23 protein-coding genes and 1 pseudogene are annotated in these 24,814 nt (G+C 74.1%); 11 read left to right on the forward strand and 13 right to left on the reverse strand.

The genetic code is table 11. The annotated features are described in order from the left end of the window. Positions 1–9: 9 nt before the first annotated feature. Positions 10–615, reverse strand: coding sequence for a GNAT family N-acetyltransferase (locus EIO00_RS11675; RefSeq protein ID WP_083789760.1), 606 nt, complete (start codon positions 613–615; stop codon positions 10–12). 48 nt (positions 616–663) lie between these two features. Between EIO00_RS11675 and EIO00_RS11680 the strand changes: the two genes are divergently transcribed. Then, complete coding sequence (locus EIO00_RS11680) at positions 664–1,266, forward strand: superoxide dismutase (RefSeq protein ID WP_012851109.1); 603 nt, start codon at positions 664–666, stop codon at positions 1,264–1,266. A gap of 116 nt (positions 1,267–1,382) precedes the next feature. Here the strand turns inward: EIO00_RS11680 and recQ are convergent, their stop codons facing one another. From recQ to EIO00_RS11695, 3 genes are all read right to left on the reverse strand, one after another. Further along, the gene (gene recQ / locus EIO00_RS11685) at positions 1,383–3,260 is read right to left on the reverse strand and encodes a DNA helicase RecQ (RefSeq protein WP_140178071.1); all 1,878 of its coding nucleotides are present in this window, start codon (positions 3,258–3,260) and stop codon (positions 1,383–1,385) included. A gap of 63 nt (positions 3,261–3,323) precedes the next feature. Beyond that, positions 3,324–3,638: a DMT family transporter gene (locus tag EIO00_RS11690; RefSeq protein WP_140178073.1), complete on the reverse strand. Its 315-nt coding sequence runs from the start codon at positions 3,636–3,638 to the stop codon at positions 3,324–3,326. Next, positions 3,635–4,279 (reverse strand): FMN-dependent NADH-azoreductase, encoded by a 645-nt coding sequence (locus EIO00_RS11695; RefSeq protein WP_140178075.1) that lies wholly within the window; start codon positions 4,277–4,279, stop codon positions 3,635–3,637. Before EIO00_RS11695 ends, EIO00_RS11690 begins: the two co-directional genes overlap by 4 nt. Before the next feature lie 86 nt (positions 4,280–4,365). On the opposite strand from EIO00_RS11695, the gene EIO00_RS11700 reads away from it, so the two are divergent. Continuing rightward, positions 4,366–4,920, forward strand: coding sequence for a TetR/AcrR family transcriptional regulator (locus tag EIO00_RS11700; RefSeq protein ID WP_140178077.1), 555 nt, complete (start codon positions 4,366–4,368; stop codon positions 4,918–4,920). Between the two features lie 26 nt (positions 4,921–4,946). Here the strand turns inward: EIO00_RS11700 and EIO00_RS11705 are convergent, their stop codons facing one another. Then, on the reverse strand, positions 4,947–5,690 hold the full coding sequence (locus EIO00_RS11705) for a DUF4429 domain-containing protein (RefSeq protein WP_140178079.1): 744 nt from the start codon (positions 5,688–5,690) through the stop codon (positions 4,947–4,949). Between the two features lie 65 nt (positions 5,691–5,755). Between EIO00_RS11705 and EIO00_RS11710 the strand changes: the two genes are divergently transcribed. From EIO00_RS11710 to EIO00_RS11720, 3 genes are read left to right on the forward strand one after another with little or no spacing between them, the layout of a single operon-like run. After that, positions 5,756–7,042 (forward strand): hydroxyacid-oxoacid transhydrogenase, encoded by a 1,287-nt coding sequence (locus tag EIO00_RS11710; RefSeq protein WP_241661289.1) that lies wholly within the window; start codon positions 5,756–5,758, stop codon positions 7,040–7,042. A gap of 5 nt (positions 7,043–7,047) precedes the next feature. After that, positions 7,048–9,816 (forward strand): FAD-binding and (Fe-S)-binding domain-containing protein, encoded by a 2,769-nt coding sequence (locus EIO00_RS11715; RefSeq protein WP_206664116.1) that lies wholly within the window; start codon positions 7,048–7,050, stop codon positions 9,814–9,816. An 11-nt stretch (positions 9,817–9,827) separates the two neighbouring features. After that, positions 9,828–10,538, forward strand: coding sequence for a GntR family transcriptional regulator (locus EIO00_RS11720; protein WP_140178085.1), 711 nt, complete (start codon positions 9,828–9,830; stop codon positions 10,536–10,538). Positions 10,539–10,698: 160 nt separating this feature from the next. Here the strand turns inward: EIO00_RS11720 and EIO00_RS25205 are convergent. Next, positions 10,699–10,776: pseudogene (locus tag EIO00_RS25205) on the reverse strand (hypothetical protein); the annotation flags it as partial. A gap of 794 nt (positions 10,777–11,570) precedes the next feature. On the opposite strand from EIO00_RS25205, the gene EIO00_RS11730 reads away from it, so the two are divergent. Further along, on the forward strand, positions 11,571–12,143 hold the full coding sequence (locus tag EIO00_RS11730; protein ID WP_241661290.1) for a protein-L-isoaspartate O-methyltransferase family protein: 573 nt from the start codon (positions 11,571–11,573) through the stop codon (positions 12,141–12,143). A 111-nt stretch (positions 12,144–12,254) separates the two neighbouring features. Here the strand turns inward: EIO00_RS11730 and rlmB are convergent, their stop codons facing one another. The 3 genes from rlmB to EIO00_RS11745 all read right to left on the reverse strand — a co-directional run bounded on the left by rlmB (position 12,255) and on the right by EIO00_RS11745 (position 15,656). Continuing rightward, the gene (gene rlmB, locus EIO00_RS11735; protein ID WP_140178087.1) at positions 12,255–13,181 is read right to left on the reverse strand and encodes a 23S rRNA (guanosine(2251)-2'-O)-methyltransferase RlmB; all 927 of its coding nucleotides are present in this window, start codon (positions 13,179–13,181) and stop codon (positions 12,255–12,257) included. Positions 13,182–13,439: 258 nt separating this feature from the next. Beyond that, positions 13,440–14,837 carry a cysteine--tRNA ligase gene (gene cysS, locus EIO00_RS11740; protein WP_140178088.1) on the reverse strand — a complete coding sequence of 466 codons (1,398 nt, stop codon included), beginning with the start codon at positions 14,835–14,837 and terminating at the stop codon, positions 13,440–13,442. 51 nt (positions 14,838–14,888) lie between these two features. Next, positions 14,889–15,656, reverse strand: coding sequence for a DUF6585 family protein (locus EIO00_RS11745; RefSeq protein ID WP_140178090.1), 768 nt, complete (start codon positions 15,654–15,656; stop codon positions 14,889–14,891). 423 nt (positions 15,657–16,079) lie between these two features. On the opposite strand from EIO00_RS11745, the gene EIO00_RS11750 reads away from it, so the two are divergent. From EIO00_RS11750 to fahA, 3 genes are all read left to right on the forward strand, one after another. After that, positions 16,080–17,255, forward strand: a complete 1,176-nt coding sequence (locus EIO00_RS11750; protein ID WP_140178092.1) for a DUF2637 domain-containing protein — start codon at positions 16,080–16,082, stop codon at positions 17,253–17,255. 86 nt (positions 17,256–17,341) lie between these two features. After that, positions 17,342–18,196 (forward strand): hypothetical protein, encoded by an 855-nt coding sequence (locus EIO00_RS11755; RefSeq protein ID WP_140178094.1) that lies wholly within the window; start codon positions 17,342–17,344, stop codon positions 18,194–18,196. Then, positions 18,193–19,443 (forward strand): fumarylacetoacetase, encoded by a 1,251-nt coding sequence (fahA, locus tag EIO00_RS11760; protein ID WP_140178095.1) that lies wholly within the window; start codon positions 18,193–18,195, stop codon positions 19,441–19,443. The genes EIO00_RS11755 and fahA overlap by 4 nt, the downstream gene beginning before the upstream one ends. A 187-nt stretch (positions 19,444–19,630) precedes the next feature. On the opposite strand, the gene ispF is transcribed toward fahA, so the two are convergent. Next, entirely contained in the window at positions 19,631–20,098 is a 468-nt protein-coding gene (gene ispF, locus EIO00_RS11765; protein ID WP_206664117.1) for a 2-C-methyl-D-erythritol 2,4-cyclodiphosphate synthase, read from the reverse strand. A 23-nt stretch (positions 20,099–20,121) separates the two neighbouring features. Beyond that, a complete protein-coding gene (locus EIO00_RS11770; RefSeq protein ID WP_140178100.1) occupies positions 20,122–20,604 on the reverse strand; it encodes a CarD family transcriptional regulator in 483 nt (160 codons plus the stop codon). Positions 20,605–20,965: 361 nt separating this feature from the next. On the opposite strand from EIO00_RS11770, the gene EIO00_RS11775 reads away from it, so the two are divergent. Together EIO00_RS11775 and EIO00_RS11780 are read left to right on the forward strand one after the other, a co-directional pair. Continuing rightward, positions 20,966–21,742, forward strand: coding sequence for a hypothetical protein (locus EIO00_RS11775; protein WP_175596194.1), 777 nt, complete (start codon positions 20,966–20,968; stop codon positions 21,740–21,742). Positions 21,743–22,016: 274 nt separating this feature from the next. Beyond that, on the forward strand, positions 22,017–22,715 hold the full coding sequence (locus tag EIO00_RS11780) for a copper chaperone PCu(A)C domain-containing protein (RefSeq protein ID WP_140178102.1): 699 nt from the start codon (positions 22,017–22,019) through the stop codon (positions 22,713–22,715). Between the two features lie 106 nt (positions 22,716–22,821). Here EIO00_RS11780 and EIO00_RS11785 read toward each other — a convergent pair whose 3' ends face one another. Both EIO00_RS11785 and EIO00_RS11790 read right to left on the reverse strand, forming a co-directional pair. Continuing rightward, entirely contained in the window at positions 22,822–23,493 is a 672-nt protein-coding gene (locus EIO00_RS11785) for a winged helix-turn-helix domain-containing protein (protein WP_479681606.1), read from the reverse strand. A 5-nt stretch (positions 23,494–23,498) separates the two neighbouring features. Further along, a complete protein-coding gene (locus tag EIO00_RS11790; RefSeq protein WP_140178106.1) occupies positions 23,499–24,728 on the reverse strand; it encodes a sensor histidine kinase in 1,230 nt (409 codons plus the stop codon). Positions 24,729–24,814: the final 86 nt, after the last annotated feature.

Genomic DNA, 24,814 nt, shown 5'->3' on the forward strand with positions numbered 1-24,814 from the left:
AGGGGCGCCTCAGGGGGGCGTCGAGGACGCCTCCGCGGGCGCGCGCAGGGTGAACAACGACAGGCGCAGCCGGGGATACAGGTCCGCCGGCAGCGGGCCCTGGTCGCGCCAGCCCAGGGAGCGGTACAGGCGCGCGGCGGGTGATCGGGCATAGGTGATCAGCCAGGCGGCCGGGCGGTCGCGCACGACGGCCTGCACCAGCCGCCGGCCGATGCCCTGCCCCTGGGCGTCGGGGTGGACGAACAGTTCGGCGACGGCGAAGGCCCCGCCGATGAGCTCGGCGGCCCGGGCGGCTCCGAACGCCCGGGTCACGGCGTCATGGACGCGGTCGCCTTCGGAGAGAGCGGGCGTGGGCCAGCCGTAGCAGACGCCCAGCAGTCGTCGCCGGCCGTTCCCGGCGGCGGCGGTCAGGGCGGTGAAGCCGGGGCGGGCGGCGGCCTCGGCCAGTTTGCCGTCGTAGGAGGCCATCTGCTCCGGGGTCTCCGACCACGGCGGGCGGCGATAGCACGAGCGGTACAGGGCGGTGATCCGGTCGGCGATCGCCATGACGCGCCGTCCGTCCAGCCGGTCCACCTCGATCCGCACCTCTGCGCCTCCACCGGGAGCGTCCAGCATGCAATCGTATTGTTGATGCAGTTGCGAGTTATTTGCAATAGTGACCGCATGACGACGTACTCACTGCCGGACCTGCCCTACGACTACGCCGCCCTGGAGCCCGCGATCACCGGGGAGATCCTGGAGCTGCACCACTCCAAGCACCACGCCGCCTACGTCAAGGGCGCCAACGAGACCCTGGAGAAGCTGGAGGAGGCCCGCGCCAAGGAGCAGTACGAGGGCCTGGTCGGGCTGGAGAAGACGCTGGCGTTCAACCTCTCCGGCCACATCCTGCACTCGATCTTCTGGAAGAACCTCTCCCCCGACGGCGGAGACCGTCCCGACGGGGAGCTGGCCGCCGCCATCGACGAGCACTTCGGCTCCTTCGAAGCGTTCAAGAGGCAGCTCACCACCGCCACCACCACCGTGCAGGGCTCCGGCTGGGGCGTGCTGGCCTGGGAGCCGGTCGGCCGGAAGCTGATCGTGCAGCAGGTCTACGACCACCACGGCAACGTCGGCGTCGGCTCGGTTCCGCTGCTGGTCTTCGACGCCTGGGAGCACGCCTACTACCTGCAGTACCGCAACGTCCGCCCCGACTACGTCGCCAAGCTGTGGGACCTGGTCGACTGGGCCGACGTCGCGACCCGCTTCGCCGCCGCCGAGAGCGCCTGACCGCACGCGTCGGGCCCACGAGCCGCGGCGCCCACCAGGCCGGGATCATGCTCAGGACCCGTTCCTTCCACGGCCCGGTGGGCGCCGCCCGCATCCCCCTGCGGCCCGCCGCACGATCACGTCGGCGTGTTCGAAGCGGCCTCCGGGGCGGGTCCTTCGCCGGCGGCGAGGACCTCCAGGACCTGCCGGCCGTATCTGGCGAGCTTGCTCTCCCCCACCCCGGAGACGGCGCCGAGCTCCTGGAGGGTGGCGGGGAGGCGCAGGGCGATGTCGCGCAGCGTGGCGTCGTGGAAGACCACATAGGCGGGCACGCCCTGCTCCCTGGCGGTGGCGGCGCGCCAGGCGCGGAGGCGTTCGAAGACCGGCCGGGCGTGGTCGGGGAGCTCGGCGGGGGCGCGGCGTTCCTTGGCCGCCGTGGCCTTGGCGGTCTTGACGCGTTCGGGGTCGCGGCGCAGCCGGACCGTGCGGCCTTGGAACAGCACCTCGGCGCTGGCGGGGGTGAGGCCGAGGGTGCCGTAGTCGGACTCCACCGACAGCAGGCCCTGGGCGAGGAGCTGGCGGATGACGCCGCGCCACTCGCCCGCCTTGAGCTCGGTCCCCACCCCGAACGACTTGAGCGAGTCGTGCCGGTATTGGGCGACCTTGGGGGTGGTCCTGCCCAGCAGGATGTCGACGATGTGACCGGCGCCGAACCGCTGGCCGCGCTCTCTCCACAGCCTGTGGACGACCGAGAGCACCTTCTGCGCGGCGACGGTGCCGTCCACCGCCTGCGGGGGCGACAGGCAGGTGTCGCAGTTGCCGCAGGGGGCGGCCTGCTCGCCGAAGTAGTTCAGCAGCTGCACCCGGCGGCACTCGACCGTCTCGCACAGCGCCAGCATCGCGTCCAGGTGGATGCTCAGCCGGCGGCGGTGCGCCTCGTCGCCCTCGGAGGTGTCGATCAGCCTCCGCTGCTGGACGACGTCGGCCAGACCGTAGGCCATCCAGGCGGTGGACGGCAGCCCGTCCCGCCCGGCCCGGCCGGTCTCCTGGTAGTAGCCCTCCACCGACTTGGGCAGATCCAGATGGGCGACGAACCGCACGTCGGGCTTGTCGATGCCCATCCCGAACGCGATCGTCGCCACCATCACCAGCCCGTCCTCGCGCAGGAACCGGGCCTGGTGGGCGGCGCGGGCGCGGGCGTCGAGCCCGGCGTGGTAGGGCAGCGCCTCGATGCCGTTGTCCACCAGCCAGGCGGCGGTCTCCTCCACCGCCGCCCGGGTCAGCCGGTAGACGATGCCCGCCTCCCCCGGATGCTCGGTGCGCAGGAACTGCAGCAGCTGCCGTTTGGGGTTGTCCTTGGGGACGATCCGGTACTGGATGTTGGGGCGGTCGAACCCGGCGACGAAGCGGCGGGCGTCCTCCAGGTGCAGCCGCTGCGCGATCTCGGCGCAGGTGGCGGGGGTGGCGGTCGCGGTGAGCGCGATGCGCGGCACGTCCGGCCAGCGTTCGTGCAGGTCGGACAGCTCCAGGTAATCGGGCCGGAAGTCGTGGCCCCACTGGGCGACGCAGTGCGCCTCGTCGATGGCGAACAGCGAGATCCGCCCCTTGTCCAGCAGCCGCCGGGTCTGCTCCAGCCGGAGCCGCTCCGGGGCCAGATACAGCAGGTCCAGCTCGCCGGCCGTGAACTGGGCCTCCACGACGCGGCGCTCGCCCGGGTCCTGGGCGGAGTTGAGGAACCCGGCCCGCACCCCCGCCGCGCGCAGCGCCTCCACCTGGTCCTGCATGAGCGCGATCAACGGGGAGACGACCACGCCCACGCCGTCGCGGACCAGCGCCGGGATCTGGTAGCACAGCGATTTGCCGCCGCCGGTGGGCATCAGCACCAGCGCGTCCCCGCCGGCGATGACGTGCTCGATGATCTCCTGCTGGCCGGGGCGGAAGGAGTCGTAGCCGAAGACGCGGGCGAGCACCCGCGACGCTTCGCTCACCGCGGAGCCGGTATCAGGGGCGGTCACCCGCCCACTGTATGAGCCTCCGGGAGGTCCGCACGCCCCGAAGCCGCCGCTGGGGAAAACCGTTCAGGCGAGCCTGGCCAGCACGACGCCCGTGACGATCAGGCCGAGCGCGGCGATCCGGCCGGCGTTGACCGGGTCGTCGTCGAGCACGACGCCGAGGGTGACGGCGCCCACCGCGCCGATGCCGGTGAAGACCGCGTAGGCGGTGCCGACCGGCACCGTGTCCATCGCCTTGGACAGCAGCCAGACCGCCCCGGCCGCCAGCAGGAAACAGATCACCGTGGGCAGGGGCCGGGTGAAGTTCTCGGTCGGTTTGATGCTCTGCGACCAGGCCGCCTCCACCAGCCCCGCCAGCAGCAGCGCCGTCCAGCCGGTCATCGCGCCGCCTCCTGCCGGACGCGCCGCCTGGCGGCGGCGTGCGAGGCGGCGTGCCGGTCGCGCAGATGCGCCAGCTCAGGGTCGATCAGGGCGTTGACCAGCTCGGCGTGGATGAAGGTCACGTCCTCGACGGCGAAGTGGCCCCTGAGGAAGTCCCGCAGGAAGCGCTCTTGGTGGTCCACCGGTTCACGGGGCGTTCCGGGCCCGTAGGCGCCGCCGCGGGCGCTGGTCACCACGAAGCGGCGGCCGGCCAGCGACATGCGCGGGAAGGTCACCTGGTCCAGCCACGCCTTGAGCGAGGAGGGGATCGAGAAGTTGTACATCGGCGTGCCGATGAGCACGACGTCGGCGGCGACCAGTTCGTTCAGCAGCGGCTCGACGATCTTCCAGGCCGCCCGCTGGGCGGGCGTGCGGGCGGCCTCGTGGTAGCGGGAGACGTCGGTGATCCGGTGCCGCAGGATGTGGTCGCACAGTTGCGTCCACGCCTCGTCGATGTGCGGGACGGGGTCGGCCGCCAGGTCGCGGTAGGTGTAGGCGGCGCCCGGGCGGGCCGCTAGCCAGGCGTCGGCGAACGCCCGGGACAGCTCCCGGGAGAAGGAGTTGCGCCGGGCGCTGGCGTCCAGGTGCAGCAGATGGCTCATGGGGCTCCCCCCTCCAGATATGTGGACACACTGTCCGCTTAGCACGCTACCAATAAGCGGACACAGCGTCCAGATAGACTTCGGGCATGGAGCGAGCCGACGCCGCGCGCAACCGCGCCAAGATCCTGGAGGCGGCCGAACGGCTGTTCGCCGAGAAGGGCGCGCCGAACGTGACCATGGACGACATCGCGCGCGCCGCCGGGGTGGGCCGCGGCACCCTCTACCGGCGCTATCCGGACCGCGCCTCCATCGCCGTCGCGCTCCTGGACGAGCATGAGCGGGCCCTGCAGGAGAAACTGCTGCACGGGGACCCTCCCCTGGGCCCCGGCGCCCCTCCCGCCGAGCGGCTGGCCGCCTTCTACGCCGCCATGGTGGAGCTCCTGGAAGACCACGCCCACCTGGTGCTCGGCGCGGAGACCGGTCGTTCCCGCTTCGAGGTCGGCGCCTACGGGTTCTGGCGGGCGCACGTGCGCTCACTGGTGAGCGCCGCCGGCGTCCCCGAGCCCGAGGCCCTGGTGGACGTACTGCTCGCACCGCTGGCCCCGGAGGTGTACACCTACCAGCGCCGCGACCGGGGGCTGACCCCCGCCCAGATCACCGCCGCCCTGTCCCGCCTGGCCCGCGTCCTGGCGCCCGCCTGACGCGGGCGGAACCGGCGGCGCACCGGCTACAGGCGGCGCAGCACGGCCTGTTTGGCGAGGGTGAACTCCTCCTCGGTGAGCACGCCGCGCCGGCGCAGTTCGCCCAGTTCGCGCAGCCGGCGCAACAATGCGTCCACGTCGTGTTCGCCTTCGGAGGCGGTGTCGCGGCCGGGGACGTTCGCCGGCGAGTCGGCGTCGGACGCCGGACGCGGCGTCCCGTAGGGATGGGGCAGCCGGGCGGTCACCGCGGCCGCCACCAGCGGAGCGGTCCCGCCGTCGCCGAAGGTCCACGCCAGGCAGGAGGGGTCTTTTTCCGGAGGCAGCCTGCCGGGCTCGCCGCCGGTGGTGAACCGCAGGCAGCCGTAGTCGGTGAAGGTGGCGCGCTCCCACTCCACGCTCACCAGATCCCCCACCCGGAACAGGCGCGGCCCGACGCTCCGCTTGCCGGCGGACGCCGAGGAGTTCCACTCCAGCCGGACGTGCTCGCCGTCGAAGGTCACCGTCCCGTCCCCCACCGAGACCCTCAGCGGGACATCCGGCCCGGGCATCAGGTAGCGGTCGGTGGGCCCGTCGGGGACCTGCTCCACGATGCGGCAGTTGCGCACGTCGTCGACCAGGAGCTCGGCGAGGGCGAACGCGTCGGGCTCCACGACGAGCCGGTAGGGGTCGGCGTCGTCGGGCAGCCACCCGGCGACGGCCTGGGTGAAGGGGTCGGCACCGCCCTCCGGCACCGGGATGTTGCATGTTACATTCAACAGTGCAAGGACCATGCTCCCGTCCACGGCGTCGGCCGGGGCCGCCCCGGCCGCGGGCGGAGATCGAGGAGGGCCAGAGAGTGCACACCCAACCCGTCCGCCCCGAGACGATCTTCACCTACGGCTCACCCGCCCTGAAGTTCGGCGCCGGGGCCGCCGAGGAGATCGGCCACGACCTGTCCCGGCTGGGAGTGCGCCGGGCGCTGGTGGTGACCGACCCCGGAGTGGCCGCCACCGGGCATCCCCAGCGGATCGCCGACCGGATGGCCGAGCACGGCATCGAGACCCGCATCTACGACGGCGTCCACGTCGAGCCCACCGACAAGAGCCTGAACCAGGCCATCGACCACGCCCAGGGCACCGGGCCGTGGGACGCGTTCGTGGCGGTCGGCGGCGGCTCCAGCATCGACACCGCCAAGGCCGTCAACCTGCTGCTCACCAACCCCGGCGGCCTGATGGACTACGTCAACGCGCCGGTGGGGGCCGCGCAGGCGCCGACCCAGCCGCTCAAGCCGCTGGTCGCCGTCCCCACCACCACCGGGACGGGCTCGGAGAGCACCACGATCTGCGTGCTGGACGTGCTGTCGCTGAAGGTCAAGACCGGCATCAGCCACGCCTGGCTGCGCCCGACGATGGCGGTGGTGGACCCGGAGCTGACCGTCACCCAGCCGCCGGAGGTGACGGCCTGCGCCGGGATGGACATCCTGTGCCACGCGCTGGAGAGCTACACCGCCCGCTGGTACGCCTCGTACGAGCGCAAGACCCCCGAGCAGCGGGTGCCCTACTGCGGCGCGAACCCGATCTCCGACATGTGGGCCGAGCAGGCGCTGCGGCTGCTGTCCCGCTCGTTCCGCACGGCCGTGCGCGAACCGGAGAACCTGGAGGCCCGCACCGAGATGGCGCTGGCCGCCACGATGGCCGGGCTCGGGTTCGGCAACGCCGGCGTGCACATCCCGCACGCCAACGCCTACCCGATCGCCGGGCGGGTGAAGGAGTTCCGCCCCGCCGGCTACCCCGACGCCGAGCCGCTGGTGCCGCACGGGATGTCGGTGTCGCTGACGGCCCCGGAGGCGTTCCGCTTCACCTTCTCCGCCGCCCCCGACCGGCACGTGCGGGCCGCCGAGCTGCTGGACCCGTCGCTGCCCCGACCGAACGACCCGGCCGAGCACCTGCCGAGCGCCCTGATGCGGCTGATGCGCGACATCGGCATCCCCAACGGCATCGGCGACGTCGGCTACACCGATCGGGACGTCCCCGCCCTGGTGGAGGGCGCGCTCGCGCAACAGCGCCTGCTGGCCACCGCGCCCCGCGAGGTCACCGCCGACGACCTGGCGGGCATCTTCACCCGCTCCCTGGCGCTGTGGTGACCGCCGTGCACGCCCCCGAAGAGATCGCCGACGCGCTGCGGCGGGCCGGACTGGCCGAGGTCGACGCCTCCACGCGGCGCCGGGCCGAGTACTCCGCCGACGCCTCGCTGTACCGGGTGGTGCCGCAGGTGGTGGCGTTCCCCCGGGCGGCGGACGAGGTGATCGCCGCGGTGGAGACCTGCCGGTCGCTGGGCGTCCCGCTGACCGCCCGCGGCGCGGGCACCTCGATCGCGGGCAACGCCGTCGGCCCGGGGGTGGTGCTGGACTTCTCCCGGCACATGCGGCGGATCCTCCGCATCGACCCCGACGCCGCGACCGCGACGGTCGAGCCGGGGGTGATCCTGGACGACCTGCAACGGGCGGCCGGGCGGCACGGCCTGCGGTTCGGGCCCGACCCCTCCACGCACAGCCGGTGCACGATCGGCGGGATGATCGGCAACAACGCGTGCGGGTCGCGGGCCCTGGGGTTCGGGCGGACCAGCGACAACGTGACGGCGCTGGACGTGATCGCCGGGACCGGGGAGCGGCTGGACCTGCGGCACGGCGCCGACGCGGCCTCCTCGCCCACGCTGAGCGCGCTGACGAAGGTCGTGCAGGGCGGCCTGGCGACGATCCGCACCGAGCTGGGCCGGTTCGGCCGGCAGATCTCCGGCTACTCGCTGGAGCACCTGCTGCCCGAGCGGGGCTTCGACCCGGCCCGGGCGTTCGTGGGCAGCGAGGGCACCTGGGGCGTGCTGCTGGAGGCGACCGTCCGCCTGGTGCCCGTCCCGCGGCGGCCGTTGCTGGTGGTGCTGGGCTATCCGGACATGGCGGCGGCGGCGGACGCGGTGCCGCGGGTGCTGCCGTACCGGCCGATCGCCGCCGAAGGGCTGGACGCTCGGATCGTGGAGGTGGTGCGGCGGCTGCGGGGCGCGGCGGCCGTCCCCGAGCTGCCGCGCGGCGGCGGCTGGCTGTTCGTGGAGCTGGCCGAGGGCGACCCCGCGGCACTGGCGGCCGACGCCGAGGCGCTCGACCACCGCGTCGTGCGCGACCCGGCGGAGGCGGCGACGCTGTGGCGGATCCGGGAGGACGGCGCCGGGCTGGCGGCCCGCTCCCGCGGCGGGCGGCTCTCCCACGCCGGCTGGGAGGACGCGGCCGTGCCGCCCGAACGGCTCGGCGACTACCTGCGGGACTTCGAGGCCCTGATGGCCGAGCGGGGACTGTCGGGCACCCCGTACGGGCACTTCGGCGACGGCTGCGTGCACGTGCGGATCGACTTCCCGCTGGACCGGCCGGGCGGGGTCGCGCTCTTCCGCGAGTTCCTGACGGACGCGGCGAGGCTGGTGGCCGAGCACGGCGGGTCGATGTCCGGGGAGCACGGCGACGGCCGGGCCCGCGGCGAGCTGCTGCCGCTGATGTACTCACCGGCCGCGCTGCGCCTGTTCGAGCGGGTCAAAGGGGTGTTCGACCCCGATGAGACGCTCAATCCGGGGGTGCTGGTGCGGCCCCGGCCCGTGGACGCCGATCTGCGGGTGCCGGCCGCGGCGCCGCTGCGGCGCGGGCTGGCGTTCGCCTACCCCCACGACGGGGGCGACTTCACCAACGCGGTGCACCGCTGCACCGGGGTGGGCAAGTGCCGCGCCGACCTGACCGGCTCCGGCGGGGTCATGTGCCCCTCCTACCTGGCCACCCGGGACGAGAAGGACTCCACGCGCGGCCGCGCCCGGGTGCTGCAGGAGATGGCGAACGGCTCCCTGGTGCGCGGCTGGCGGGCCCCCGAGGTGCAGCAGGCGCTGGAACTGTGCCTGGCCTGCAAGGGCTGCTCGTCGGACTGCCCGACCGGGGTGGACATGGCGACCTACAAGGCTGAGGCGCTCTACCAGCGGTACCGGCGACGGCTCCGCCCCATGTCGCACTACGTGCTGGGCGGCCTGCCCCGGCTGGCGCGGCTGGCGTCACGGGCCCCGGGCCTGGCCAACCGGCTGCTGTCGAGCCCGCTGGCGGGTGCGGGCAAGCGGCTGGCGGGGGTGGATCCGCGCCGCGACCTGCCGCTGCTGGCGCCCCGGACGTTCCGGGAGTGGTTCTCGGCGCGGCCGGCGGCGCCCGGTGACCCCGTGGTGCTGTGGGTGGACACCTTCACCGACCACTTCACCCCCCACGTGGGGGTCGCGGCGGTCCGGGTGCTGGAGAGCGCCGGGTTCTCGGTGCGGATCCCCGAGCCCGGCCTGTGCTGCGGCCTCACCTACATCTCCACGGGCCGGCTGGACGTCGCCCGCCGCATGCTCCGCCGCTGCGTCACCGCGCTGACCCCGCACGCGGAGGCCGGCACCCCGATCGTCGGGCTGGAGCCCTCCTGCACGGCCGTGTTCCGCTCCGACGCCGTGCATCTGCTCGGCGGCGCCGCGGTCCCCGCGGTCCGCACCCTGGCCGAGCTGCTGCTGAACCGGGACGGCTGGACGCCTCCCGACCTGTCCGGAGTGACCGCCGTGGCGCAGCCGCACTGCCATCACCACGCCGTCATGGGCTGGGACGCCGACCGCGCTCTGCTGGAACGCTCCGGCGCCGCGGTCCGGGCGGTGGGCGGCTGCTGCGGCCTGGCCGGCAACTTCGGCGTCGAACGCGGTCACTACGAGGTCAGCGTGGCGGTGGCCGAGACCGCCCTGCTGCCGGCCGTGCGGGCCGCGGGCCCGGAGGCGACCGTGCTGGCCGACGGGTTCTCCTGCCGCACCCAACTGGCCGCCCTGGGCGACCGCCACGCCGTACACTTGGCCGAGCTCCTGGCCACCGCAACGTGAGAGGACCCGCGTTGCGCCGGATCACCGGAACGACCAATCTCAACCGCCAGGTGGCCGAAGCCCTGCGCGAGGCCATCCACACCGGCGAGCTGCGCCCCGGCGAGCTGTACTCGGTCTCCCGTCTGGCCGAGACCCTGGGCGTCTCCCGCACCCCCGTGCGGGAGGCGCTGCTGACCCTCGCCGACACCGGCCTGGTCCGCATCGAACGCAACCGGGGTTTCCGGGTGGTGCGCCGCGACCCCCGCCACATCGCCGAGGTCTTCCACCTGCGGCTGCTGCTGGAGGTCCCCGCCGCCCGTCTGGCCGCCGCGGCCGTCACCCCGGAGCTGCTGGAGGAGCTGGAGGCGGAGCTGACGGCCATGCGGGAGGCCGCCGCCGACCACGACGAGCCCCGCTTCATGCGGCACGACCGCCGCTTCCACGCGCTGATCCTGCAGGCCGCGGGCAACTCCCTGCTGACCGGCACGGTCGCCGCCCTCCGCGACACCATCACCACGGTGGGCGCCTCGACCGCCGACCAGACCCGCTCCCTGGCCGACATCGCCGCCGAGCACGCCCCCGTCCTGGACGCCCTCCGCGCGGCCGACCCCGAGGCCGCCGCCCGGGCCATGCGCCACCACATCGCCCACACCGGCGAGCTGCTGGTGGCGCAGACCGCCGCGGAGAACGCCGAACCGGTCGCCGAGGCGGACCTGGCCCTGCTCCGCGATCCGCGCCGGTGAGCCGTCGGGCGCGGCGGCCCGCCACCGGAGGCCCGTCCGGTCCGTGGTCGGGGTGCGGCCAGGCGGCCGACTCGTCGCGCTCCAGGCGGGAGGCCTCCTCCATGCGGTCGGAGGGGATGACCGCCTGGGTGACCTCCAGCGCGTTCCCGTCCTTCGCCGAATACCCGATGCGGACGATCTCCCAGACCGGCAACGACACCGGGATCTGGAGCAGCGCGGCCTCCTCCTGGTCGGGCATCCGGGCGCGGCGGCGCTCCAGCCACTCGATCGGCCCGTGCCCGGCCTCCTCCAACCGGTCGATCCATGCGCCCGGCCCGGTGCCGTAGGGGTCCCTGACCAGCGGCGCGTCGGCGACGCCGCGGGTGGATCCACGTCGTGCCGATCTGGAACGGCGGCTCGTTCTGCGGCCCGGTGACGCGGCGGCGCCGCAGGACGGTCGCGTCCGCCTCGACGTTGAGCATGTGCGCCGGCCGGGCGTCCGTCAGGGGCTCTTCGGAGACGATGGGTTCGATGTGGTGGATCCACAACCCGTCGCCCTGCGCGGCCGGGAAAGTGCAGCCGCCGACGGCGGGCTTGCCGTCCATGACGTGCCGCGAGTTGCGGCGCACCACGTCGGTGCGCAGGATGACCCGGCGCTTGTCGGGGCGGACGATCGTCCCACGCCGGGGCACGGCCCACAGCCTGCCCCCGTCCTCCAGAACGCTGATGGGCAGGCATCGGAAAGACGTGCCCCGCAGCGGGTGCAATGGGTCGGGCGTACAAGACCGGTGGGCCGACGGAAAGAAGGAGAGCGTCAAGTGTCCGCTCTGGGACGGTACGGGCAAGGCGTAGACCGCCGGGACTTCATTCCCGACCGCATCTGGGTGTCCCCACCGGGTGAAACGGCTTCGACCGTTGGATCGCGTAGAGCACCCGGAGCTGTGGGAACGACACGTCGCAGGAGACAACGCCGTGGTGACCCGGGTCCACAGGGACGCCAGCGGCATGGTGTGGCCGACGTGCTCCTCGTCCGCCCGCTGGGTCATGCGGGAGATGATCGACGCGCTCGCCCTGGAACCCGGCATGAACGTGCTGGAGATCGGAACGGGCACCGGGTACAACGCCGCGCTGCCGGCCGAGGCAGGGGCTCGCGTCGTCACGGTGGAGATCGACCCGGAGCTGTCCGCCGCAGCGTCGGCCGCCCTGGAGCGGACCGGCTTCGCCGACCGGGTGAGCGTGGCCACCGGCGACGGCGAGCAGAGCGTGCCGGGCCACGCTCCGTTCGACCGGGTGATCGTCACGGCGGCGGCCCGCACGATCCCGTACCCATGGGTCGAGCAGGCCCGCGACGGCGGCCGGATCGCGCTCCCCTACAGCGGCCCCGAATGCGTCGGCGCATTGGTGGTCCTGACCGTATCCGGGGGAACGGCCGAGGGGCACGCCGTGGGCGACGCCTACTTCATGCCGCCTTCATGCCGCTGCGAGGCCAGAAGCAGCCGCAGTCGGTGCTGCAGACCGAACACCCGTCCGACGCGCTTCGCCGGTTCCACATCACCGTGCCCCCGGCCGGCCAGACCGTCACGCTCAGGTGAGCCTCACAAGGCGAGGACGGAGCGGTTCTCATGATCACCTGGCGGAGGTCCGGCCGCGTGCCGGGGCCCTATCGCCTCCTGTCCGGGGACGAGGCCGCAACGAGCGGCCGCCGCGGCGCGCCCCGCCCCGCGTCGACGACGCCGCTTACTCCGCTCTCTTGCGGGCGATCTCGTACAGGGCGATGCCGGTGGCGACGCCCGCGTTGAGGGACTCGATCCGGCCGGGCATCGGGATGTTCGCCAGCAGGTCGCAGGTCTCGGCGACCAGGCGGCTCAGCCCCTTGCCCTCGGAGCCGACGACCAGCACGAACGGCTCGGTGGCCACCTCGAGCTCGGCGACGGGGACCCCGCCGCGGGCGTCCAGGCCGACGACGAAGCAGCCGGCCTGCTGGTAGGCCTTGAGCTGCCGGGTCAGGTTGGTGGTCTGGGCGACGGGGACGGCGGCCAGGGCGCCGGCGGAGGCCTTCCAGGTGCCGACGGTGACGCCGGCGGCGCGGCGCTCGGGGACGACGACGCCGTGGGCGCCGAACGCGGCGGCCGAACGCACCACCGCGCCGAGATTGCGCGGATCGGTGATGCCGTCGCAGGCCACGATCAGCGGCGGGGCGCCCCGCCGGAGCAGGTCGTCGGGGTGGGCGTAGGCGTAGGGGCGGACCTGCAGGGCGATGCCCTGGTGGACGGCGCCGTCGGTCATCCGGTCCAACTCGCTCTTGCCGGCCTGCAGCAGCGGGATGTTGCGGTCGCCGGCGAGCGTGACGGCCTCGCGGATGCGCTCATCGCCGCTGGACATCACATACAGGGCGGTGCCGGGGACTCCGGCGCGCAGCGCCTCCACGACCGGGTTGCGGCCGACCACCAGCTCAGGGGCATCGGCCGCGCCCGACCCGCGCGTCTTCACGGGACGTACGGCGCCGACCGCCTCCAGAAGGCGGGCGTCGCGTCGCGGGCCGACGGTGCGGGTGCCGGTGCGGGCCGCGTTCTTGGCGGCGCGGGCGGCCTGGCGCTTGCCGTACCAGTGCCGGTCCTCGGCCTTGGGCGTGAAGCTGGGCCCCTTCTTACGACGCTTGGCCATGCCGAATGTTCCTCCCCATCCCCTTTGAGCGCCGGGGCGGCAAGGTGACGACCGGCCCCTGACCAGGCCCGCCCTCGCGACGGACGCTCACGGCCACCCGATTGTATGCGCGGTGCGGCGGGGGCCCGGCGCCCCGGCGCCGGGCCGAAGCGCCCGTCTCGCCTCGCCGTGCGGGCGCTTCCAGGCCGCGTGATTCCCACCGATCCCCGGTTCCACCGTGCGCCCGGCGCCGGCCGAGCGGCGGGCCGGCGCCGCCGGTCAGGGCCGCTTGAGCTCCCAGCGGGGACCGTGCGGGGTGTCCTCCACCACGATCCCGGCGGCGGCCAGACCGTCGCGGATCTCGTCGGCGGTGGCGTAGTCCTTGCGGGCCCGGGCCGCCTGCCGCTGCTCCAACGCCACCTTGACCAGGGCGTCCACCACCGGGCGCAGGTCGTCGCCCCCGCTCGTCGTCCACGGCTCCGAGAGCGGGTCCAATCCGAGCGTGCCGGCCATCGCCCGCACCTGCGCCAGCCGCCCGGCCACCCCGGCCTCGTCGCCGGAGGCCAGCGCGTTGTTGCCGTCGCGCACGGTCTCGTGCAGCACCGCCAGCGCCTGCGGAACGCCCAGGTCGTCGTCCATCGCGGCGGTGAACGCCTCCGGCGGCTCCCCGTCGGGGTCGCCGGCCCCCACGACCTCGGCGGCGCGGGTGACGAACCCCTCGATCCGCTGGTAGGCGGAGACGGCCTCGGCCAGCGCCGCGTCGGTGTAGTCCATCAGCGACCGGTAGTGCGCCGAGAGCAGGTAGTAGCGCACCTCCACCGGGCGGGCCCGCTCCAGCAGGTCGTTCAAGGTGACCACGTTGCCGACGGACTTGCTCATCTTCACGCCGTCCACGGTGAGCAGCCCGTTGTGCAGCCAGTAGCGGGCGAACCCGTCCCCGGCGGCCCGCGACTGGGCCCGCTCGTTCTCGTGGTGCGGGAAGATCAGGTCGACGCCGCCGCCGTGGATGTCGAACTCCGGCCCCAGGTACTTGGTGGCCATCGCCGAGCACTCCAGGTGCCAGCCGGGACGCCCCTCGCCCCAGGGGGTCTCCCAGCTCGGCTCGCCCGGCTTGGCGCCCTTCCACAGGGCGAAGTCGCGCGGGTCGCGCTTGGCGTCCTCGTTGGGGGTGTCGCCGGCCGGGCGCATGTTCTCCAGCCGCTGGTTGGACAGCTCCCCGTAGTGGTCGGCCCAGGAGCGGACGTCGAAGTACACGTCCCCGGCGGCGGTGTAGGCGTGGCCCGCCTCGATCAGCCGGCGGATGAGCACGATCATCTCCGGGACGTGGCCGGTGGCGCGCGGCTCGACGGTCGGCGGCAGGCAGCCCAGCAGATCGTAGCCGCGGGCGAAGATCCGCTGGTTGGCCTCGGCCACCGCGAACCAGGGAACGCCGCTCTCGGCCGCGACCGCGATGATCTTGTCGTCCACGTCGGTGATGTTGCGGACGAACGTCACCTCGTATCCGCTGCGGCGCAGCCAGCGCAGCAGCACGTCGTAGATCACACCGGACCGCAGGTGGCCGATGTGCGGTGCGGCCTGCGGGGTGGCGCCGCACACGTACATCCCCACTCGGCCCTCGTGCAGGGGCACGAACGGACGGACGGTGCGGGTGCCGGTGTCGTACAGATGCAGGCTCACGATGTCAAGGTTATTGGATCGCCGGCCGCACGGGCCGCCGTTGGCGCGCGTTCAGGCGTGCGTTCCGCCGGCGCCGGCGTGCTCGACGCGCGAGAGCAGCCGCCGGCAGAGCTCGACGAGCACCGCCGCGTTCGGCACCCGGTCCAGCGGGACCGTCACGGGCCGGGGGTCACCGTTCCGGTGCACCGCGACCTCCCCGCCGCCGAGCGTCACCGCGCGGACCGCCTGCCACGGCATGTGCTCGCCGTTCACCGCGATCCCCCACCGGTCGACGGTGAACGGCCCGAACTCCGCCGTCGCGCCGCCCTCGACCGCGGCGAGCCGCACGGGCAGCGCCCGCCGGGCCGCCTCGGCGACCAGCGCCTCGCCCAGGTCGCGCACCCCGGGCAGCTCGTCGCCGAGCTCGAAGCGGCGGCCGCCGGCGGCGACCACCCGGTATCGCCACGGCGGGCGCCGCCCCGGCGTCCGCCGCGCCCCCGCCGTGGTGACGCTGTGCATCTCGTCCCAGCGGCAGATCTGCGTCTCCCGCCGCGCGGTGCGGATCAGGCCGCCCTCGAACACGTACACCACCAGCCCGCGGCCGCGCAGCGCGCCGCCGTGCAGGATCCACCACATGGCGCCCAGGTAGCCGGCCGACGGCAGCACCCCGAGGGCGCCCAGCCAGCGCGGTCCCGCTATGAGGCAGTAGACCGTCGCCCACAGCGACAGCAGGCCCACCGCTCCGAGCAGCGCCGTCCACACCACCGTCCGGCGAAAGCAGTCGCGTGCGTCGAAGGTCCTGATGGGGGCGCCGAGGTGATGTTCCCGGGCAAGCGTCATCACGTGTTCGGGAAACGACACAAAGGCACAACTACCCGCATTGGCCCGAACGAATCCCTACACAGGCGGCACATGTGGGGCTCGGTGCGGGGCGGGTCGCCGCCCGGCCCCGGCCGGCACCGGCCTCCGGCGCGCTCGGGACGACGCCTCGACGTCCCCGGCCGGCGCCGCCTGTCCCGGGCCGCCCCGGAGGCCCGCCTCCACGCCCGCTCGTGGGCCGGCCTCGGCAGTGGCCGCGGACCTCCCGCCCCCACGCCCGCCCCGAGGCCGCCGACGGATCCGTCCCCCGCCCGGCGAGACGGCGGGCTCATCGCGTGTCGCGGGCATGCAGGAAGTGATCGCCAGCAAGATAGGAATGACCACAGGCTGGGTCGGTCAGATATACCTCGTGAGTCTGCCCACCGCCCCCCGAGATTGAGAGCGATGGCCTCCGAAGACATCGATGCGGCGCCGACCGCGGACGGCGCCGGACCCGTGACACCGCCGGCCGCCGGGCGGACGCAGCACCGGCTGATGACGGCGGCGGCCGGACTGGGCGTGGTGGTGCTGGCGGGCGCCACCTTCGTGCTCACCTACGACGACCTGCGGGCGCTGGCCCTGGCGGGCGGGGCCGCGCGGCGGTGGGCCCCGGCCTACCCGATCATGGTGGACGTCCTGCTCCTGGTGATCGTGGTGGCGCTGGCGGCGGCGCGGAACGCGCGCTGGTGGTCGCGCTGGCCGCGGTGGGCGCTGCTGTTCGCGGTGCTGGGCGGGACCGCGGCGGCCAGCGTGCAGCGGGCGGTGCACGGATACGAGTCGCTGCCGGAGGAGCCGCTGCGGGCCGGGGTCGCGGTCGCGCCGTACGTGATGCTGGCCATCGTGGTGTGGCTGTGGCTGGCGATGTTCCGCCGGCTCCACCGGGCACCGAGCCGAGCCGAGCCGCCCGCCGCGCCGATGCGGCCCGAGGAGGCCGCGCCGAACGCCGAGCCCGCCGAGCCCGTGGAGTTCGCCGAGCCCGCCGAGGCCGCGCGGACGGAGCGGACCGCGCCGCAGCCGGCGCTGCCGGCGGCCAGACCGGACTCGGCGTGGCTGTTCGACGAGGAGGACGAGCAGGACGCGCTGCCGCTGCCGCGGCAGGAGACCGGTGCGGAGCACGCGGCGGTGCCGCCGCTGGAGCCGCCCGAACACCACCACGGCCCGGAGGACACCGGCCCGCCGTTCGACTCGCCGGAACCGCTGCCCGCCCCGCGCCCGGCACTCGACCGGTCGGACGAGGACCCGGTGTTCGCCCCCGACGTGGACGACGACCCCACCCCGCCCGGCGGCTGTCCGGCGCTGCTGCCCACCGATGTGGAGCTGGTGCGCGGCGGGGCGCGCCCCGAGGTCAAGCCCGCCGCCACCACCCGCCCCGACATCGTGATGCCCGACCCCCGGGAGCTCGCGGAGGCCGCGAACGCCGCGCGGGACGAGGAGGAGGACGCCGGTCTCGGGGAGGACCGCCCCGAGGACCCCGACGGGGGCGATCGGGTGCCGTTCCATGACGAGCTGATCGACCGGGACCGTCGGACTCCCCCGCCGTCGGGGAGTTTCCGCAGCTCGCCCACCCCGCCGCGGGACTGACCGGCCGCACTCCCCGGCCGCCGATCGCGGGCGGCCCGGGCAGGGGGACATGTGGCAGGGGGACCGGTACCGGGTACCCCATGGGCGTGGAGCCGCTGTTGACCCGGATCATCGACGACACCGCGCTGCTCCCCCCGACCGGCGCCCCGATGGAGGAGGCGCTGCACGGACATCGGGCGGCGGAGGGCGATCGGCTGGTGGGCCGGCTCTGGTGCCCGGTGTCACGGCTGGCGGAGCTGCGCCGCCACCTGGTGCCCGAGGACCTGATCGATCTGGTGCTCGTCGCCGACACCGGCCCGGAGGCGCTGCCCGAGGCCGTGGAGACGGCCCGGCGGGAGCCCCGGGTGCGGCTGCGCGGGCTGCAGATCACCCCCGATCCGGACGCCGACCAGGCCCGGGCCGCCGCCGTGGCGATCGCCCGGTTGCCCTCCGATCTCGACTGTCACATCGAGGTGCGGCAGACCCCCGGCTGGCGGGAGACGCTGGACCGGCTGGCCGCCGCCCGCTCCCGGGGCCTGCCGGTGGGGGCCGCGCTCCGTGTCGACGGCCGCCCCGACACGAGGGGGGACGGCGCGGCCGCGTCGCCCCCCGCCCAGGTGGCGGCGTTCTTGACGGCCTGCGCCGAACGCGGGCTGCCGGCCGTCTTCCCGGCGGGCGTGCACCGCGCCGCGCGGCGCGTCGCCCCCGACGCCGGGCCCGGCGGCCACGGGCTCCTCAACCTGGTGGTGGCGGCCTGCCGCTGCGTCACCGGGAAGGGCTCGGTGGAGGAGGCGGTGGCCGCCGCCGACGCCCGGGCGCTGGCCGAGGAGGCGGGGAGCGTCGCCGAGGACGCCGCGCGGGCCGCCCGGCGGCTGCTGGTGGCGATCGGGTCCGGCGACGTCCGCGTCCCGCGCGCCGGCCTGCTCGAACTGGGCCTGGCCGGGGAAGGAACCAGGCCATGACCGACGAATCCTGGGTGCCCGTGCCCGCCGGCAGCGGCTTCGGCATCGAGAACCTGCCGTACGGAGTGTTCGCCCGCCCCGGTGAGCTCCCCCGCGTCGGCGTGGCCATCGGCGAGATGGTGCTGGACCTGGCCGGGCTGGCCGCGGTGGGGCTGCTGGACGACCGGCGCTGGTTCGCCTCCGGCTCGCTGAACGGGTTCATGGCGGCGGGCCGCCCCGCGTGGCAGGCCACCCGCGCCCGCATCACCCGGCTGCTCACCGATCCGGCGCACCGATCGGAGGTGGAGCCGCATCTGATCCCCCTGCCGCAGGTGGAGCTGCTGCGGCCCATCGAGGTGGCCGACTTCGTGGACTTCTACTCCTCCATCCACCACGCGGCCAACGCCGGCCAGATGTTCCGCCCGCACACCAACCCGCTCACCCCGAACTGGCGGCGCATACCGGTCGCCTATCACGGCCGCGCCGGAACGGTCTACGTCTCCGGCACCCCGATCTTCCGCCCCTGGGGGCAGCGCCGCGAGGAGCACGAGCCCGAGCCCACCTACGGCCCCTCTCGTCGCCTGGACTTCGAGGCCGAGATCGGCTTCGTGGCGGGCGTCCCCTCCGTCCCCGGATATCCGGTGCCGACCTCGGCGTTCCGCGACCACGTCTTCGGCTTCCTGCTGGTGAACGACTGGAGCGCCCGCGACATCCAGCTGTGGGAGTCCCGCCCGCTCGGCCCGTTCCTGGGCAAGTCGTTCGCCACGTCGATCTCTCCGTGGGTGGTCCCGGTCGAGGCCCTCGAGGCCGCCCGCGTCACCCCGCCCGCCCAGGCTCCGCCGGTCCTGCCCTACCTGCACTGCGACGAGCCGTGGGGGTTGGACATCACGCTGGAGATCGAGCTGAACGGCCATGTCATCTCTCGCCCGCCGTTCGCCTCGATGTACTGGACCCCGCCGCAGCAGCTCGCGCACGCCACCGTGGGCGGCGCCCCGCTGCGCACCGGCGATCTGTTCGCCTCCGGCACCGTCTCCGGGCCCGAGCCCGGCCAACGCGGCTGTCTGCTGGAGCTCACCTGGAACGGCGCCGAGGAGCTCGTCCTCCCGGACGGCACCGCCCGCACCTTCCTGGAGGACGGCGACACCGTCACCATCCGCGCCCACGCCCCCACCGCCTCCGGCGCGCGCCTCACCCTGGGCGAGGTCACCGGCACCGTCCGTCCCTCTCCGTCGGCCCCTTCCCCGGCCGTGCTCGGCGGTGCGCCCTGAGCGCTCCGGTGCGGCGTCCGGAGCCGGGGGTCGCGGCCCGGGGCGTGGCGGGCGGGCGCGCCGGCGTCCGGGCGGGACCGGACACGACGGCGCGCCGAGGGGCACGATCCGCCCGGGCGCCGATGAGGGGCCGGCGGGCGGCGCCCGGGCCGATGGGCGTTCGCGTGCGGCGGATCGGGACGAACGGTCAGCCGGGCGGCAGCACGAGGGCGGTGGCGATGGCGGCCAGGCCTTCGCCCCGGCCGGTCAGGCCCAGACCGTCGGTGGTGGTGGCCGACACGGACACGGGGGCGCCGCCCAGGGCCTCGCTGAGGACCTTCTCGGCCTCGGCGCGGCGTCGGCCGATCTTGGGGCGGTTGCCGATCACCTGGATGGCGACGTTGCCGATGCTCCAGCCGCCCTCGGCGAGCAGCCGGGCGACCTCCCTGAGCAGGTCGGTGCCGGAGGCGCCGCGCCACCGGGGGTCGGAGGTGCCGAAGACGGCGCCCAGGTCGCCCAGGCCGGCGGCCGACAGCAAGGCGTCACAGGCCGCATGCGCGGCGACGTCGCCGTCGGAGTGGCCGGTCAGGCCGTCGCCCTCGTCGGGCCACAGCAAACCGGCCACCCACAGCGGACGCCCCGAACCGAACGGGTGGACGTCGGTCCCGACGCCCACCCGTGGAATCCGTGCGCCCAATGTCAGCCGGCGAGAACCTCGTCGAGGAGAGCCTCGGCCTTGTCCTCGTTGGTCTTCTCCGCCAGCGCGAGCTCACTGACCAGTATCTGCCGCGCCTTGGCCAGCATCCGCTTCTCACCCGCCGACAGACCGCGCTCCTTGTCGCGGCGCCACAGGTCGCGCACCACTTCGGCGACCTTGTTGACATCGCCGGAGGCGAGCTTTTCCAGATTGGCCTTGTAGCGCCGGGACCAGTTGGTGGGCTCCTCGGTGTACGGGGCGCGGAGCACCTCGAACACCTTCTCCAGCCCTTCCTGGCCCACGACGTCGCGGACACCCACGTCCTCGATGCTCTCCACCGGGACGCGTACTGTCAGGTCGCCCTTGTCGACCTTCAAGACCAAGTAGGTCTTATCCTCACCTTTGATGGTGCGAGTCTCGATGGCTTCAATCCGAGCAGCCCCATGGTGGGGGTAGACGACGGTGTCGCCGACCGTGAAAGTCATGTGACAAGTACCCCTTCCGCTAAGACGAGGATACCACGCGTCCACCGGAGACCGCATCGACCTTCCGGACAAATCCGCAGGTCAAACCCCTAAACAGGGTCTTGACAAAGTGTCCGTGAGGTGTCCGGGGCGGCGTTTTCGCAGGGCAGCGGGAGCGCTTTCGCGCGTCGACGGGCTCACCGGGCGTGCTCACCGGTCCTCCCTGGACGCCCGCGGGCGGCCCCCGGGACGCAAAGCGGTACGTTCCGCCACCACCGGCGCATACTGGAAGGTGAGCCCCGCCGGACCGCCGAAGACCCCCGGTCCTCCCGCCGCGAGCCGGCGCCGGCGCCTCCGGCGGCGCGGAGAGTCGAGGTGCGGCGTGAGGCCTGACGGCGATCCCGAACGCGACGACCACGGGCTGCCCTGGGTCGATGTGGTGATCCCCGACGACGCCCGGGAGCTGGAACGCGACCTGATCGCCTACCGCCGGGAACGGCGCCGCGAACGCCGCCGGGAACGAATGCGACGGCTGGTGGAGCCGCTGGGGCGGTTCGGCGTCGCGGTGCCGCTGATCGTCGGCGCCCTGGTCGTCGCCCTGATCAGCGGAACGCTGCTCACCGTGCTGGGGCCCCGCCCCGTCCACCGCACGCCCGCCGATCCGGTGGCCGGCAGTCCGTCGGCGGCGCCCGGGCGGATCGGCGGCCCGCTGCCGCCCGGCAGGGTCACCGTGATCACCGGTGCGACCCCGCGCGAGGTGGACGCGGTGGACCTGCGCGCCGGCGTGATCGGCATCGTGCCGCCCGGCTGCGGCTGCGGCGCCCTGGTCGCGGAGCTGGCCCGGCTCACCCGGGCCAACGGGGTCGGCCTCTGGCTGGCGGCCGACCGTCGCCGGGCGACCGTCCCGGAGCAGGAGTCGATCAAGGAGCTGCGGGCGCTGGCGGGCGAGTCCCATGACGGCGTTCCCGGTCTGATCTCCGATCCGCGGCACGTCCTGGCCTCCGCCTACGATCCAGATCCGTCCGACGGCCGCCTGACAGCGGTCCTCGTCCACACCGACGGTGTCGTCGCCGAGGTCCTGCACGGCCCCGTTCCCGGTCCCATGCTGGCCCAGCGCGTCTCCGCGCTCAAGACCGCCGGCGCCCGCGCTCCCCGCTGACCCCGCCGGCCCTCCGGGCCGGCCCCGCGGTCGCCGGGATCGCCGCGGTCGCCGGGCCCCGCACGGACACCCGCCCGCATTCACCATCATGCGGTCCGGCCGGCCCGAGATCACCCGGTGGAATGCAACGATTCGGGCAGGCGACCACCCCGATGGGCGGACCCGGGCCGGTGCTCGCTAATCTTCCTCTGGCGAGAGGCGCGCGCCTTGAGCGGCCCGGACCGACCAGTGCCCGCGCTCGCCCCTGTATCCCTTTTGCGAGGAGATCGTCGCTGTGATCCGCAACAGCCGCCGAGTGTTCGCGCTCACCGTCGCGGGTGCCGTCGCCTTCGCACCGGTGATGTCCGGCTGCGCGGCCGGTCGCACCCCACAGACGGCCATGCCCACCCAGCTGACCGAGGGCATCAACGTCACGGTGCCGCAGCGCGCCAAGAAGCCGGAGATCGACATCCGCAACATGTTCGTGCTCGGTCCGGCGGCCGGCACGGCGGCGGCGCCGGGTTCGTCCGTCCCGCTGTACGCCACCTTCATCAACCAGGTGCAGGGCCGTCCCGACCGGCTGGTGTCGGTGTCCTCCCCGGACATCACCGGGGCGCAGATCGCCGGGAACGCCGTCACGCTGCCGGCGGCCACCGCGCAGGGCGGGCAGGCGGTGCGGCTGTTCACCCAGCCGGGCCAGACCCCGCAGGTGGTCCTGCAGGGCATCCGCACCCGGCTGTTCGGCGGGGAGTACATCGAGCTGACGCTGCGGTTCGAGCGGGCCGGATCGATCACCGTGCCGGTGCCGGTGGTGCCGGCGCAGGGCGAGTTCGCCTCCTACTCGCCGGTGCCGACCGCCTCCCCCGCCTCGTCGCCGACCCAGAGCGGCCGACCCGCGGCCACCACCTCCCCGACGGTGGGCGACACCGCGACGCCGGGCGCCACGGAGACGCCGGTGCCGTCGCCGACCGTGCCGAGCGCCTCGCCGAGCTGAGCCCGAGCGACGGCCGAGCGACAGAAGGACCCATCGGCGCGAGGGCCGGCCACCCGCCGCGGTGGCCGGCCCTTCGGCCGTCGCCCGCCGGCGACCGGGGCCCGGATCAGGGCTCGAACTTGTAGCCCAGTCCGCGCACGGTGACGATGTAGCGCGGCGCGGACGGCGTCGGCTCGATCTTGGCGCGCAACCGCTTGATGTGGACGTCCAGGGTCTTGGTGTCGCCCACGTAGTCGGCGCCCCACACCCGGTCGATGAGCTGCATCCGGGTCAGCACCCGGCCGGCGTTGCGCAGCAGCGCCTCCAGCAGCTCGAACTCCTTGAGCGGCAGCTGCACGTTCTCGCCGTTCACGGTGACGACGTGGCGTTCGACGTCCATCCGGACCGGGCCGGCCTCCAGGACGGTGGGGGCGGGCTCCTCCATGTCGCCCTGGCGGCGCAGCACCGCCCGGATGCGGGCGATCAGCTCACGGGTGGAGAACGGCTTGGTGACGTAGTCGTCGGCGCCCAGCTCCAGGCCGACCACCTTGTCGACCTCGCTGTCCTTGGCGGTCAGCATGATCACCGGGACGTTGGAGCGGGCGCGCAGCTCCCGGCAGACCTCGGTGCCGGGCAGCCCCGGCAGCATCAGATCCAGCAGCACCAGGTCGGCGCCGTTGCGTTCGAAGGCCTTCAGGGCGTCGGGCCCGGTGGCCGCGACCGCCACCTCGAAGCCCTCCTTGCGGAGGGTGTAGGACAGTGCGTCGCTGAACGACTCTTCGTCTTCCACGACGAGCACACGGGTCACGGTGTGGCCTCCCGGGCGTTGTCGGTCACGGCCCCCTGGCGTTCCTGGGGGGCGCTTGCGGATTGCGCGGCGGGGTCGGCGGCGGGGTCGCCGCCGCGCAGCAGCGGCAGCCGCAGCGTGAAGGTGGAGCCGGAGCCCTCCTTGCTCCAGACCGTCACCTCCCCGCCGTGCTTGGTGGTCACGTGCTTGACGATGGCCAGGCCGAGTCCGGTGCCGCCGGTCTGCCGGGAGCGGGCCGGATCGACCCGGTAGAAGCGTTCGAAGATCCGTTCCAGCTCGGCGCCGGAGACGCCGATGCCCTGGTCGGTCACGGCGATCTCGGCGTGCTCGGCGTCGGCCCGCCTGGCCGTGATCACCACTCGGGTGCGCTCCGGGCTGTAGGCGATCGCGTTGTCGATCAGGTTGCGCAACGCGGTGACCAGCAGTTCCTCGTCGCCGCGGACCCGCAGGCCGGTGCGTTCGCCGGTGACCAGCTCGATCTCCTTGGTCTCGGCCTTGACCCGGCAGCGGTCCACGGCCTCGCCGACCACGTCGTCCAGCGCGACCGGGCGCAGCTCGGTCAGCGGCTCCTCGCCCTGCACCCGCGAGAGGGTCATCAGGTCCCGGACGAGGTTGTTGAGACGCACCGCCTCGATCTGCATCCGGCCGGCGAACCGGCGGACCGCCTCGGGGTCGTCGGCGGCGTCCGCGACCGTCTCGGCCAGCAGGCTCAGCGCGCCGACCGGGGTCTTGAGCTCGTGGCTGACGTTGGCCACGAAGTCACGGCGGATGGCCTCGGTGCGCCGCATCTCGGTGAGGTCCTCGGCCAGCACCAGCACCAGCCGCTGGATGCCGAGGGGGGCCACCCTGACGGCGAACCACCGCCCCTCGGCCCGGCCGCCGCCCCGCGCCGGCACCTGGACCTCGGTCTCGCGGATCTCGCCGTCCCGGCGCACCAGCCGGGCCATGGCCAGCAGCTCGTCGACGACCAGCCGGTCCCCTTTGACCATCCCGAACGCGCGCGCGGCGGGGCTGGCCCGGACCACCCGGTCCTCGGCGTCGATCACCACGGCGGAGGAGCGCAGCACCGCCAGCACCGAGGCGATGCCCGGCGGCAGCGTCGGTCCGGGCTGCGCGGCGTGCCCGGTCCGCTGGGCGCGCTCGCTCGCCCGCACGGCCAGTCCGGCGGTGAGCCCGATCGCGAGCCCGGCCAGACCGGTCAGTCCCGCGACTATCTCCACCTGCACACTTGGGATCGTAAGCGGCCGAACCGGGAGCCTTGCACCGGCGGAGGGTCGACGGGGCGCACGTTCGCCAAAAGTTCACCTCTCTT

This window comes from Thermomonospora catenispora, from assembly GCF_006363815.1.
GTDB lineage: Bacteria > Actinomycetota > Actinomycetes > Streptosporangiales > Streptosporangiaceae > Thermomonospora > Thermomonospora catenispora.

Coding starts and splice junctions, on each gene's coding strand:
- EIO00_RS11675 (WP_083789760.1), bottom strand. CDS start 615: ATGCTGGACGCTCCCGGTGGAGGCGCAGAGGTGCGGATCGAGGTGGAC.
- EIO00_RS11680 (WP_012851109.1), top strand. CDS start 664: ATGACGACGTACTCACTGCCGGACCTGCCCTACGACTACGCCGCCCTG.
- EIO00_RS11690 (WP_140178073.1), bottom strand. CDS start 3,638: ATGACCGGCTGGACGGCGCTGCTGCTGGCGGGGCTGGTGGAGGCGGCC.
- EIO00_RS11695 (WP_140178075.1), bottom strand. CDS start 4,279: ATGAGCCATCTGCTGCACCTGGACGCCAGCGCCCGGCGCAACTCCTTC.
- EIO00_RS11700 (WP_140178077.1), top strand. CDS start 4,366: ATGGAGCGAGCCGACGCCGCGCGCAACCGCGCCAAGATCCTGGAGGCG.
- EIO00_RS11705 (WP_140178079.1), bottom strand. CDS start 5,690: ATGGTCCTTGCACTGTTGAATGTAACATGCAACATCCCGGTGCCGGAG.
- EIO00_RS11730 (WP_241661290.1), top strand. CDS start 11,571: ATGATCGACGCGCTCGCCCTGGAACCCGGCATGAACGTGCTGGAGATC.
- rlmB (WP_140178087.1), bottom strand. CDS start 13,181: ATGGCCAAGCGTCGTAAGAAGGGGCCCAGCTTCACGCCCAAGGCCGAG.
- EIO00_RS11745 (WP_140178090.1), bottom strand. CDS start 15,656: ATGACGCTTGCCCGGGAACATCACCTCGGCGCCCCCATCAGGACCTTC.
- EIO00_RS11750 (WP_140178092.1), top strand. CDS start 16,080: ATGGCCTCCGAAGACATCGATGCGGCGCCGACCGCGGACGGCGCCGGA.
- fahA (WP_140178095.1), top strand. CDS start 18,193: ATGACCGACGAATCCTGGGTGCCCGTGCCCGCCGGCAGCGGCTTCGGC.
- EIO00_RS11770 (WP_140178100.1), bottom strand. CDS start 20,604: ATGACTTTCACGGTCGGCGACACCGTCGTCTACCCCCACCATGGGGCT.